We start from the raw sequence: 14,193 nt of genomic DNA on the forward strand, positions 1-14,193 counted from the left end.
ATTGCTGAGCAGTGAAGGATGGTGATGTATTGCAACGACACGTAATGACACAAATCCGGCGCGAGCGCGAATAAACATATGCTATTACAGTCAGTTAAATAATGCTCTACGTTCTTCTAAGCCGTAGGTCGTAGGTTCGAATCCTACAGGGCGTACCATTGCTTTCTCCCCCTTGTTTTAAAATCCCAAACCACACCGTCGTACCCATTGCTTTTCGCGCCGATCCTGAAATAAAAAACGCGAACAACGGGACGTTTCCATCCCGTTGCCCGCGCTGGCGTGTTACTGCTGCTTAACGCTTACCAGGAGTACTTGCCGCCCACCTGGCCCTGAACGCTGGAGTAGTTGTCTTTCCCGGCTTCGACACCGGTGTTGACCCACAGGGTCCAGTTTTCACTGACCTTGGTCTGGGCACCGACTTTCGCTTCGTAACGGCTCACCGGTACAGACTGGTTCACGGTCACACTGTCCATTTGCACGCTGTTATCGCTCCCGCCGTGCCACCAGTTCAGCTCCACGTACGGCTGAGTGACGGCCTCAGTGCCGAGTTCCCCATACAGACGTGCGCCGAGACGGGTGGTGACGCCGCCGGAATCCTGGCTCTTAATACGTGTGCCGTTGGATTCCGTGTAGTCGCCCTGGCTGTAATCGGTGTACAGGGTCTGGAACTGCGGCTGGATAGTGAGTGCGCCGAGCGGCAGGTCGTAGCCCGCTTCGACAGAGGCCATCCAGTTGTGCGAATGATATTTCTCTTCCGCCAGGTCGTCGCCCTTCACGGTGTTATGGAAGGTGCCGTACTGCACCCAGGTGTCGACATACGGACCGCTTTTCTGATCTGCCGCGCCGCCATACCAGGTGCCGTACAGGCCCACGCTGTAGCCATCCAGTTTACCCGTCGCGCGGTTGCTGGCATTTTTTGCATCGCTGTCGGTGTCGACGTGGGCATAGCCCGTCATCACACCGGCATTGATACGCTGGTTGCCGAAGTCATGGCGGAAGATATCGCTGCCAATGCGCAGGATACTGGTGTTGGAGCCCATCGACAGGGCACCGTCTGCGCCTTTGCTGTTGGTGCGACCGGCGTCGAAGTGCGCCCAGGTGGCTGGCGCATCTTCGCCGCTCTGACGGTTTTCATCGCTGCGATCGTGCAGGGTGTTCATGAACACGCTGTTGGCCATGCTCTGGTTCGCCAGCCATGCCCCGGCTTCCGGACGCAGGGCGGAGGTGGACTGCAGATACCAGTCACCGTCGCTGGCCTTGTTGAGGGCGTAATCATACGCCCCGGCGACCGCACGGCCCTGAAGCACAAAGTTCCCGCCGGACTGGCCCTGTACGTCGACCAGTTTAATTCCGTTTTCGGTCCGGTCACCCAGACCGTGCATGTTGTTAACCGTCACAGCCGTGTTGCCGCTGGTGCTGCCTTTCACGGTCAACTGGTCGTGTGCGGAATCATCCCCGCCGAGCGTGCTGTTGACCCACAGCTGTCCGTCGTGGCTGCTGTAGTCGCCGTTCACCACCAGGTTGTTGCCCGGGGTGGCGCTGGTCAGGTCAATCACGCCGCTGTTGTCGACGCTTCCCGCCACGCTGCCGTTGCCTTTTAAGGCGGCGGCTTTCGCCACATAGACGGTCCCGGTGCTGCCAAAGTCGCCGTTCACGTTCAGGGCACCCTGAGAGATGTGAGTATCGCCGCTGTAGGTCTGATTTTTACCCACGGTGAGCATACCCGCGCCGGTTTTCTCCATGCCGCCTTTGCCGCTGATGGCATTGTTGAGCGTCGCGTCCGTCGCTGAATCGAGCACCAGATTACCGTTATCCACGACGTTCGCGGTGCCCAGCGTGCCAGCGCCCTGCGCCGTCAACTGAGTGCCGCTTGCAACGTCGATGCGACCGGCAAAGGTGGATGCCGTATTGTTCAGCGTCACATGAGAACTGTTTTTGAGTGACAGGTTGCCGTTGCCGGCGAGCGCATTGTTCATGACGCCGTTCGCGCCGACCAGGTTCAGGTTACCCGCCAGATCGACCGCGCCCGTGCCCAGGCCCTGCGTACTGTCGAGGGTGATAGTGGCCGGTCTGGCAATGTCTGTCTCAGCGCTTAACCCCTGGTTCGCGCCGTGAACGGTCAGTTCACCGCCATCCACATCCAACTGACCGCCGCCGCTGAGCGTGCCCAGGCTTTCGCCGCCCTGCGCGATAGTCAGCCTGCCGCCATTGAGGTTCAGGCTGCTGCCCGCGGCATTGTGCAGAGATGTGACGGCCTGCGCTTTCCCGTTCATATCCAGCCCGGTACTTTTCGCGAGGCTCAGGTCTGCCGTGTGGCCGAAGGCATTGTCGCTGCCCATCTGTACGCTGCCGCTGCTGATCGTGGTGTTGCCGGTGTAGTCGTTGTCTGTGTTACTCAGGACAACGTTGCCGCTGGCCTGAACATCGACGTTGCCCGCTCCGGTGAGCTGTGCGCCGAGGGCGTTGTCCTTGCCCGGCTCATTTTGCAGCACCAGCGTTTGTCCGGCATTGACGTCGAAGCGGGTCAGGTCATAGCCCGCCCAGATGCCATCGGCAGCCACGACGGCCGCATCGCCGTAGGTCGCGGTGCCGATCTGCTGACCGTTCTCACTGAAGTCCACGTTAACCGGGTTGTGGAGCGAATTCCCGTTTTGATCCAGCAGGGTCAGGTGAGTGCCGACACCGGTCACATCGCCTGTGGCTTTCACAACCTGCACGCCATGGACGTTATCCTGAGCGAACCAGGACGGGTTGGTGGAGATCACCGGCGGGGTGAGATCTGTCGAGATATTGGCCTGAATGGTACCGCCCGCGCTGCCATCGAGATTTTTAACGGTGAGAACATCCGGGTCGGTACGGGTGTTATCGACGATTAACGTCCCGCCGCCGGTCGTGAAGCCGCCAAGGGTACGGTCGTCGGACATAGTGGCGATACCGGTTTTGGTGAGGGCCAGGGTCGCGTTCGCCAGCGCTTTCTCCGCGGTGTCATCGAGCGTCAGATTGCCTTTCTGCATCTCAAGGGTGCCGGTAAAGGCGGTGCCCATAATGGCAGAGAGGTGGAACTCATCCGTGGTGTTGCTCTGATTAACCGCCAGCGTGCCGTTGCCGGTGAGGACATTGGTGAAGGTGTTGCTGAGGTTATTGAGGGTCAGTTTGCTCTGCGCGCCGTCGAGCTGAACGCCTGAATTTCCAAGCTGAGACTGCTGAGTCATGCTCGCGCTGCCGGTGATATCCCAGCCGCCGGTGAGGGTGGTGGCGTCTTCGTTCAGCACAACATTTTGACCGCTGACTTTCACTTTACCCGCACCCGTGACTTTATTGGTGAAGGAGGCATCACTGAACGCCAGATCGACATTCGCCCCTTGCTGGATAGTAATCTGGTCGCTGCTGACCGCATTATTTTTGGCCAGTGCAAGCGAGCCCTCCGCCACGTTAGTGTCACCCGTATAGGTATTACTCCCGGCAAGCGTCAGGGTACCCGCACCGCTTTTGGTGAGTGAGCCCGTACCGGAGATAACACCCGCGAAATTGTTCGCGCCAGCGTTATTCACTGTCAGGTTTGCCGTGCCCATCGTGACATTACCGGAACCCGTTAATCCCCTGAGGGTCTGAGAAAGGTTGTTGAGATTGAGCGTCGCGCCGCTGGCGATATCTACGCTACTGCTGTCATCCAGGGCGGTAGCCACACCTGTCGTCAGGGTACCCGCCTGGACAGAGGTCACGCCGGTATAGGTGTTGTCAGCCGACAGCGTCAGGTTACTGGCAGCTGCCTGAGTGAGCGAGCCTGTGCCAGATACGCCTTTGTTGTAAACAACATCTTTGGTGCTGTTAAAGACCAGGCTGCCGTTATCAGTGATAGTGCCGTCAACAACACCATTGGTACCCAGCGTGAGCACGCCGCTTTCAGCAATGGTCGTCCCACCGAGAGCATTATTTTGTTTCATATGCCCGGTGATGGTCAAATCACCAATGACATTAAGGGTATCGGCCGTAGCGCCCGAAAGGTCGATATCTCCCCCGAGTTGCCAGTGGCTTCCCGCCGTAGAGGTGAGTTGTTCAAAACCATATATGGGGTCGGTAGGCAGAAGGACGATAGCCAGCATGTTGCCATTTTCGACGGTGGTGGCATCGTCATCACTGGTGAGTGTGAGAGTGGCACCGGGTCGCGTTATATAAATAGCGTTATAGCTGTTATTATAACCGGCCTTTCTACCGCTTAAAACAGAGCCGGTGCCGAGGACAACGGAACTATTAGCATGTGGTAGTGATATAGCTGCGTTACTCGTGCTACTAATCGTGCCATGGTTGACTATCGTTGCATTGTCAGACTCGATGTCTAAGCCAGGCTCCATGCGAGTAGGGTCAGTGGACTTTATTATTCCATAGTTTGTGAAGGTCAAACCTTCTTTACCGTTAAAGGTCAGAGAGCTTGATGTGACCCCTTTTTCCATTATGTAGTCAGTATCATTGTCGAAAAAACGCGTTTCTGAGCCGTAACTGACGCTATCGATGTACGTTGTGGCCTGAGAGGAGCCTGAAATTGCCCCCAGAATGGCAAATGACAGCATACGCATCTTTAGCGTATTTTTGCTTTTATGATGAAGGCGGGTGTGAGGGTGTCTTGGCATGCTGCTGTTCTCCTTGAATTAACCCTCACGCTATTTCAGGCGAGCAGGGCCATTTCCATGTATGACGACTAAGTAATAACCCTGGGCGAACATATCCTGATCTCGTGGCTGTCTTGTCCATTAACGTCGCGATGATTAAATGGCGTTAATACGGGTTCCATTCCAGAAATAAATCAATAAACACAACGTGGACTGGCTTAATATTATGAGTGGTAAATGAGATTATTATTGTCCCGTGTGTAAAGATATTAAATCTTCGGTAATATACAAATGGCAAATGTAAGAGGATAGTGTTTTATTAAATAAGTTTTGATAAACAATGGGGTGTGGTTGTGTAACGCTATGATTTTTATGCTGATAACTTCATGTGCAGTGGTTTTACTTAATGTATATATTTATTGGTCTCTTTATTTTAAATAATTCTTATCAGGTTCAATTATATTATTGAATCGTTTATTACGAGTGTTTTTAATAAACATAACGATATATTGTCGAATTTAAAACGCGAACAACGGGACGTCTCCATCCCGTTGTTCGCGCTGGGTTTTACTGCTGTTGACGTCTTACCAGGCGTATTTGCCGCCCACCTGGCCCTGAACGCTGGAGTAGTTGTCTTTTCCGGCTTCGACACCGGTGTTGACCCACAGGGTCCAGTTTTCGCTGACCTTGGTCTGGGCACCGACTTTCGCTTCGTAACGGCTCACCGGCACAGACTGGTTCACGGTCACACTGTCCATTTGCACGCTGTTATCGCGCCCGCCGTGCCACCAGTTCAGCTCCACGTACGGCTGAGTGACGGCCTCAGTACCGAGTTCGCCATACAGACGCGCGCCGAGACGGGTGGTGACGCCGCCGGAATCCTTGCTCTTAATACGTGTGCCGTTGGATTCCGTGTAGTCGCCCTGGCTGTAATCAGTGTACAGGGTCTGGAACTGCGGCTGAATGGTGAGTGCGCCGAGCGGCAGGTCGTAGCCCGCTTCGACAGACGCCATCCAGTTGTGCGAGTGGTATTTCTCTTCCGCCAGATCGTCGCCCTTCACGGTGTTATGGAAGGTGCCGTACTGCACCCAGGTGTCGACATACGGACCACTTTTCTGATCCGCCGCGCCGCCGTACCAGGTGCCGTACAGGCCCACGCTGTAGCCATCCAGTTTACCCGTCGCACGGGTACTGGCATTTTTCGCATCGCTGTCGGTGTCGACGTGGGCATAGCCCGTCATCACACCGGCATTGATGCGCTGGTTGCCGAAGTCATGGCGGAACACATCGCTGCCAATGCGCAGGATACTGGTGTTGGAGCCCATCGACAGGGCACCGTCTGCGCCTTTGCTGTTGGTGCGACCGGCGTCGAAGTGCGCCCAGGTGGCCGGCGCATCTTCGCCGCTCTGACGGTTTTCATCGCTGCGATCGTGCAGGGTGTTCATGAACACGCTGTTAGCCATGCTCTGGTTCGCCAGCCATGCCCCGGCTTCCGGACGCAGGGCTGCGGTGGACTGCAGATACCAGTCCCCGTCGCTGGCCTTGTTGAGGGCGTAATCATACGCTCCGGCGACCGCGCGGCCCTGCAGCACAAAGTTCCCGCCGGACTGGCCCTGCACGTCGACCAGCTTGATCCCGTTTTCGGTCCGGTCACCCAGACCGTGCATGTTGTTGACCGTCACAGCCGTGTTGCCGCTGGTGCTGCCCTTGACCGTCAGCTGGTCGTGTGCGGAATCATCCCCGCCGAGCGCGCTGTTGACCCACAGCTGGCCGTCGTGGCTGCTGTAGTCGCCGTTGACCACCAGGTTGTTGCCCGGGGTGGCGCTGGTCAGGTCAATCACGCCGCTGTTATCCACAGAGCCCGCCACGCTGCCGTTGCCTTTTAAGGCGGCGGCTTTCGCCACATAGACGGTGCCGGTGCTGCCAAAATCGCCGTTCACGTTCAGGGCACCCTGAGTGATATGGGTATCGCCGCTGTAGGTCTGATTTTTACCCACGGTGAGCACACCCGTCCCGGTTTTTTCCATGCCGCCTGTGCCGCTGATGGCATTGTTGAGCGTCGCGTCCGTCGCAGAATCGAGCACCAGATTACCGTTATCCACGACGTTCGCGGTGCCCAGCGTGCCAGTACCCTGTGCCGTCAGCTGAGTGCCGCCTGCAACGTCGATGCGACCGGCAAAAGTGGATGCCGTATTGTTCAGCGTCACCTGAGAACTGTTTTTGAGTGACAGGGTGCCGTTACCGGCGAGTGCATTGTTCATGACGCCGTTCGCGCCGACCAGGTTCAGGTTACCGGCCAGATCGATCGCGCCCGTGCCCAGGCCCTGCGTACTGTCGAGGGTGACCGTGGCCGGTTTTGCAATGTTGGTCTCAGCGCTTAACCCCTGGTTCGCGCCGTGAACGGTCAGTTCACCGCCATCAAGGTTCAGCTGACCGCCGCCGCTGAGCGTACCCAGGCTTTCGCCGCCCTGCGCGATAGTCAGCCTGCCGCCGTTGAGGTTCAGGCTGCTGCCTGCGGCATTGTGCAGGGACGTGACGGCCTGCGCTTTCCCGTTCATATCCAGCCCGGTACTTTTCGCGAGGCTCAGGTCTGCGGTGTGGCCGAAGGCATTGTCGCTGCCCATCTGCACGCTGCCGCTGCTGATCGTGGTGTTGCCGGTGTAGTCGTTGTCTGTGTTACTCAGGACAACGTTGCCGCTGGCCTGAACATCGACATTGCCCGCCCCGGTGAGCTGTGCGCCCAGGGCGTTGTCCTTGCCCGGCTCATTTTGCAGGACCAGCGTTTGTCCGGCATTGACGTCGAAGCGGGTCAGGTCGTAGCCCGCCCAGATGCCATCGGCAGCGACGACGGCCGCATCGCCGTAGGTTGCGGTGCCGATCTGCTGACCGTTCTCACTGAAGTCCACGTTAACCGGGTTGTGGAGCGAATTACCGTTCTGATCCAGCAGGGTCAGGTGGGTCCCGACGCCGGTGACGTCGCCGGTGGCTTTCACAACCTGCACGCCATGCACGTTATCCTGAGCGAACCAGGACGGGTTTGTGGAGACCACCGGCGGCGTGAGATCGGTCGGGATATTGGCCTGAATGGTGCCGCCCGCGCTGGCATCGAGATTTTTGACGGTGAGCACATCCGGGTCGGTACGGGTGTTATCGACGATTAACGTCCCGCCGCCGGTCGTGAAGCCGCCAAGGGTACGATCGTCTTTCATCGTCGCGATGCCGGTTTTGGTCAGGGCCAGGGTCGCGTTCGCCAGCGCTTTCTCCGCGGTATCATCGAGCGTCAGATTACCTTTCTGCATCTCAAGGGTGCCGGTAAAGGCGGTGCCCATGCTGCCGGAGAGGTGGAACTCATCTGTTGTATTGCTCTGATTAACCGCCAGCGTGCCGTTGCCGGTGAGGACATTGGTGAAGGTGTTGCCGGGGTTGTTGAGGGTCAGTTTGCTCTGCGCGCCGTCGAGCTGAACGCCTGAATTTCCAAGCTGAGACTGCTGATTTGCGCTCGCGCTGCCGGTGATATCCCAGCCGCCGGTGAGGGTGGTGGCGTCTTCGTTCAGCACAACATTTTGACCGCTGACTTTCACTTTCCCCGCACCCGTGACTTTACTGGTGAAGGCAGCATCACTGAACGCCAGATCGAGATTAGCCCCTTGCTGGATAGTAATCTGGCCGCTGCTGACCGCATTATTTTTGGCCAGAGCAAGCGAGCCCTCCGCCACGTTAGTGTCACCCGTATAGGTATTGCTTCCGCCAAGCGTCAGGGTACCCGCACCGCTTTTAGTGAGTGAACCCGTACCGAAGATGACCCCCGCGAAATTGTTCGCGCCAGCGTTATTCACTGTCAGGTTTGCCGTGCCCATCGTGACATTACCGGCACCCGTTAATCCCCTGAGGGTCTGAGAAAGGTTGTTGAGGTTGAGCGTCGCGCCGCTGGCGATATCCACGCTACTGCTGTCATCCAGGGCGTTAGCCACACCTGTCGTCAGGGTGCCCGCCTGGACAGAGGTCACGCCGGTATAGGTGTTGTCAGCCGAGAGTGTCAGGTTACTGGCAGCTGCCTGAGTGAGCGACCCCGTGCCAGAAACGGCTTTGTTGTAAACAACATCTTTGGTGCTGTTAAAGACCAGGCTGCCGTTATCAGTGATAGTGCCGTCAAGAACACCATTCGTTCCCAGCGTGAGCACGCCTCCGCTGGCAATGGTCGTCCCACCGAGAGCATTATTTTGTTTCATATGCCCGGTGATGGTCAAATCACCAGCCACATTAAGGGTATCGGCCGTAGCGCCCGAAAGGTCGATATCTCCCCCTAGCTGCCAGTGGCTTCCCGCCGTAGAGGTGAGTTGCACAAAACCATATATTGGGGCTGTAGGTGAGGTGCCGTAACCAGCCATGTTGCCATTTTCGACGGTGGTGGCATCGTCATCACTGGTAAGTGTGAGAGTGGCACCGGGGGAAAATATGCCTAAAACGATGTTCAACTTACCGCTTAAAACAGAGCCTGTACCGAGAATAATGGAAGTATTATCGGTAAGTATTTCTATGGCAAAGTTCATAGTGTTAGTAATCGAGCCGTGGTTAATAATCGTTGCATTTTCTGTTGTTTTGATTGTAACGGCAGGAGCACGATAACTACCTAAATCGCTATCTATTATTCCATAGTTTGTGAAGGTCAAACCTGGTTTATCGAAAAAGGTCAGTGGACCTGATGTTGATCCTTTTTCAAGGATGTAGTCAGTATCATTGCTGTATGTACGTGTAGCTGCGCTCCAATCGAGGTTCTCAATGATCGTTGTGGACTGAGCGGAGCCTGAAATTGCCCCCAGAATGGCAAATGAGAGCATACGCATCTTTAACGTAGTTTTGCTTTTATCATGAAGGCGGGCGTGAGGGTGTCTTGGCATGCTGCTGTTCTCCTTGAATTAACCCTCACGCTATTTCAGGCGAGCAGGGCCATTTCCATGTGTGACGATTAAGTAATAACCCTGGGTGAACATATCCTGATCTCGTGGCTGTCTTGTCCATTAACGTCGCGATAAATAAGTGACGTTAATAAGGGTTCCATTCCCGAAATAAATCAATAAACACAACGATGACTGGCTTAATATTATGAGTGGCAAATGAGATTATTATTGTCCCGTGTGTAAAGATATTAAATCTGCGGTAATATACAAATGGCAAATGTAAGGGGATAGTGTTTTATTAAATAAGTATTGGTAATCAATGGGGTGTGATGGTGTAATGCTATGATTTTTATGCTGATAACTTCATGCGCAGTGGTTTTACTTAATATATGTATTTATTGGTCTCTTTATTCTAAATTAGTTTTATCAGGTTCAATTATATTATTGCATCGTTTATTGTGAATATTTTCAGTAAATATAATGACATATCGTCGGATTTAAAACGCGAACAACGGGACGTTTCCATTCCGTTGTTCGCGCTGGTGTTTTACTGCTTCTGACGTCTTACCAGGAGTATTTGCCGCCCACCTGGCCCTGAACGCTGGAGTAGTTGTCTTTTCCGGCTTCGACACCGGTGTTGACCCACAGAGTCCAGTTTTCGCTGACCTTCGTCTGGGCACCGACTTTCGCTTCGTAACGGCTCACCGGCACCGACTGGTTCACGGTCACACTGTCCATTTTCACGCTGTTATCGCTCCCGCCGTGCCACCAGTTCAGCTCCACGTACGGCTGAGTGACGGCCTCAGTACCGAGCTCGCCATACAGACGCGCGCCAAGACGGGTGGTAATGCCGCCAGAATCCTTGCTCTTAATACGTGTGCCGTTGGATTCCGTGTAGTCGCCCTGGCTGTAATCGGTATACAGGGTCTGGAACTGCGGCTGAACAGTCAGCGCGCCGAGCGGCAGGTCGTAGCCCGCTTCAACAGAGGCCATCCAGTTGTGCGAGTGGTATTTCTCTTCGGCCAGGTCGTCGCCCTTCACGGTGTTATGGAAGGTACCGTACTGCACCCAGGTGTCGACATACGGACCGCTTTTCTGATCCGCCGCGCCGCCATACCAGGTGCCATACAGGCCCACGCTGTAGCCATCCAGTTTACCCGTCGCGCGGTTGCCGGCATTTTTTGCATCGCTGTCGGTGTCGACGTGGGCATAGCCCGTCATCACACCGGCGTTGATACGCTGGTTGCCGAAGTCATGGCGGAACACATCGCTGCCAATGCGCAGGATGCTGGTGTTGGAGCCCATCGACAGGGCACCGTCTGCGCCTTTGCTGTTGGTGCGACCGGCGTCGAAGTGCGCCCAGGTGGCCGGCGCATCTTCGCCGCTCTGACGGTTTTCATCGCTGCGATCGTGCAGGGTGTTCATGAACACGCTGTTGGCCATGCTCTGGTTCGCCAGCCATGCCCCGGCTTCCGGACGCAGGGCGGCGGTGGACTGCAGATACCAGTCCCCGTCGCTGGCCTTGTTGAGGGCGTAATCATACGCCCCGGCCACCGCGCGGCCCTGAAGCACAAAGTTCCCGCCGGACTGGCCCTGCACGTCGACCAGTTTAATTCCGTTTTCGGTGCGGTCACCCAGACCATGCATGTTGTTAACCGTCACAGCCGTGTTGCCGCTGGTGCTGCCTTTCACGGTCAGCTGATCGTGTGCGGAGTTATCCCCGCCGAGCGCGCTGTTGACCCACAGCTGGCCGTCGTGGCTGCTGTAGTCGCCGTTCACCACCAGGTTGTTGCCCGGGGTGGCGCTGGTCAGGTCAATCACGCCGCTGTTATCCACAGAGCCCGCCACGCTGCCGTTGCCTTTTAAGGCGGCGCCCTTCGCCACATAGACGGTACCGGTGCTGCCAAAATCGCCGTTCACGTTCAGGGCACCCTGAGTGATATGGGTATCGCCGCTGTAGGTTTGATTTTTACCCACGGTGACCGTGCCCGCCCCGGTTTTCTCCATGCCGCCTTTGCCGCTGATGGCATTGTTGAGTGTCGCGTCCGTGGCTGAATCGAGCACCAGATTACCGTTATCCACGACGCTTGCGGTGCCCAGCGAGCCCGCACCCTGCGCCGTCAGCTGGGTGCCGCCTGCAACGTCGATGCGACCGGCAAAGGTGGATGCCGTATTGTTCAGCGTCACCTGAGAACTGTTTTTGAGTGACAGGTTGCCGTTGCCGGCAAGCGCATTGTTCATGACGCCGTTCGCGCCGACCAGGTTCAGGTTACCCGCCAGATCGACCGCGCCCGTGCCCAGGCCCTGCGTACTGTCGAGGGTGACCGTGGCCGGTCTGGCAATGTCTGTCTCAGCGCTTAACCCCTGGTTCGCGCCGTGAACGGTCAGTTCACCGCCATCCACATCCAGTTGGCCGCCGCCGCTGAGCGTACCCAGGCTTTCGCCGCCCTGGGCGAGAGTCAGTTTGCCGCCATTGAGGTTCAGGCTGCTGCCTGCGGCATTGTGCAGAGACGTGACGGCCTGCGCTTTCCCGTTCATGTCCAGCCCGGTACTGTTCGCGAGGCTCAGGTCTGCGGTGTGGCCGAAGGCATTGTCGCTGCCCATCTGCACGCTGCCGCTGCTGATCGTGGTGTTGCCGGTGTAGTCGTTGTCTGTGTTACTCAGGACAACGTTGCCGCTGGCCTGAACATCGACGTTGCCCGCTCCGGTGAGCTGTGCGCCCAGGGCGTTATCCGTGCCCGGCTCATTTTGCAGGACCAGGGTTTGTCCGGCATTGACGTCGAAGCGGGTCAGGTCGTAGCCTGCCCAGATACCGTCGTCCATGACCACCGCCGCATCGCCGTAGGTCGCGGTGCCGATCTGCTGACCGTTCTCACTGAAGTCGACGTTAACAGGGTTGTGCAGCGAGTTTCCGTTCTGATCCAGCAGGGTCAGGTGAGTGCCGACACCGGTCACTTCTCCGGTGGCTTTCACAACCTGCACACCGCGAACGTCATCCTGGACGAACCAGGACGGGTTGGTGGAGATCACCGGCGGCGTGAGATCCGTCGGGATATTGGCCTGAATTGCGCCGCCCGCGCTGGCATCGAGATTTTTGACGGTGAGAACATCCGGGTCGGTACGGGTGTTATCGACGATGAGGGTCCCGCCGCCGGTCGTGAAACCGTCAAGGGTACGATCGTCTTTCATCGTCACGATGCCGGTTTTGGTCAGGGCCAGCGTTGCGTTCGCCAGCGCTTTCTCTGCGGTGTCATCGAGCGTCAGATTACCTTTCTGCATCTCAAGGGTGCCGGTAAAGGCGGTGCCCATGCTGCCGGAGAGGTGGAACTCATCCGTGGTATTGCTTTGATTGACCGCCAGAGTACCGTTGCCGGTAAGGGCGTTGGTGAAGGTGTTGCCGGGGTTATTGAGGGTCAGTTTGCTCTGGGCGCCGTCGAGCTGAACGCCTGAATTTCCCAGCTGAGACTGCTGAGTCATGCTCGCGCTGCCGGTGATATCCCAGCCGCTGGCATAGTTTGTGGCGTCTTCGGCCAGGGCAATATTTTGACCACTGACTTTCACTTTACCCGGACCGTTCAGAGTGTTGACGAAAGAGCCATCGCTGAAGGCCAGGTCGAGGAGGGTGCCGGAATCGAGGGTGATCTGGCCGGTGCCTGCCCCCTGGCTGTTCTGCAGAGAGACGTCACCACTATGTACGTTGGTGCCGCCAGAAAAGGTACTGCTGCCGCCCAGAGTCAGATTACCCATACCCGTTTTCGTGAGTGAGCCCGTACCGGAAACATTGTTGTCGTAAACGACATCCGTGCTGCTGTTAAAGACCAGACTGCCGTTATCAATGATATTGCCGTCAACAATGCCATTTGTACCTAGCGTGAACACGCCACCTTCGGCAATCGTTGTGCCACCGTTAGGATCATACTGGATAATATGCCCGGTGACGGTCAAATCACCTTCGACGAGAAGGGTATCGGCGGTAGAGCCCCCCAGCTCTATATTTCCCCCAAGCTGCCAGTGGCTGTTAGTGGCAGATGTGAGTTGCTTGTATGCGTCTGAAGCGTTAAAACTCAACATATTGCCATTTTCAATGGTGGTTTCATTATTATCACTGGTGAGGGTTATCGTATTCCCTTTAGATTTACTGTAAATAGCGCTATCTGGTGTATCAATAACGGAGCCTGTTCCCAGAATGACATGGCAATTGGCAGCCTGTAGTACTATGGCATCAACCGGTCCGCTCAGCGTTCCATGGTTTGTAATCGTTGCGCCTCCAGCCCATACAGTGACAAGGCTGTTTGGTTCCTGGGTGTCCGGTACGTAATAGGCGATTACCTTGCCATAATTGGTAAAGTTTATATTAGCTCCCGTCGGTTTTGTCGCACTTCCGAAAGCGAGCGAACCGCTAGTATTACCCTTCGCCAGAATATAGTCAGTATTTTCCGTCGTATACGTTCTTAAGACGTTAGAAGAAGAAGGAATGTAGACCGTGTTAGCCTTTAAGGTTCCAGGGATCACCGCGAGTATAGCAACGGAGAGCAATGTCATTTTCATGGATTTTTGATTTGTAGATCTCTGGCCTGGGTGAAGACGTTGTGTCATTTGTAAATTCTCCTGAGTAAACCCTCCGCAGTGTCTTGCTGACAGGGGCATTTCCATTTTTTGATAAGCCAGTAATAATTCTGAGCGGACTC

Annotated in this window: 3 protein-coding genes; all 3 read right to left on the reverse strand. The window is 56.1% G+C overall.

Going from position 1 to position 14,193, the window contains the following annotated elements; all coding sequences use genetic code 11:
* Positions 1-299: 299 nt before the first annotated feature.
* Positions 300-4,103 (reverse strand): autotransporter outer membrane beta-barrel domain-containing protein, encoded by a 3,804-nt coding sequence (locus tag U9O48_RS06190; protein ID WP_324723868.1) that lies wholly within the window; start codon positions 4,101-4,103, stop codon positions 300-302.
* Positions 4,104-5,191: 1,088 nt separating this feature from the next.
* Positions 5,192-8,950 carry an autotransporter outer membrane beta-barrel domain-containing protein gene (locus U9O48_RS06195; RefSeq protein WP_324723869.1) on the reverse strand — a complete coding sequence of 1,253 codons (3,759 nt, stop codon included), beginning with the start codon at positions 8,948-8,950 and terminating at the stop codon, positions 5,192-5,194.
* 1,119 nt (positions 8,951-10,069) lie between these two features.
* On the reverse strand, positions 10,070-13,576 hold the full coding sequence (locus U9O48_RS06200) for an autotransporter outer membrane beta-barrel domain-containing protein (RefSeq protein ID WP_324723871.1): 3,507 nt from the start codon (positions 13,574-13,576) through the stop codon (positions 10,070-10,072).
* Positions 13,577-14,193: the final 617 nt, after the last annotated feature.

Source organism: Lelliottia sp. JS-SCA-14, from assembly GCF_035593345.1.
GTDB lineage: Bacteria > Pseudomonadota > Gammaproteobacteria > Enterobacterales > Enterobacteriaceae > Enterobacter > Enterobacter wanjuensis.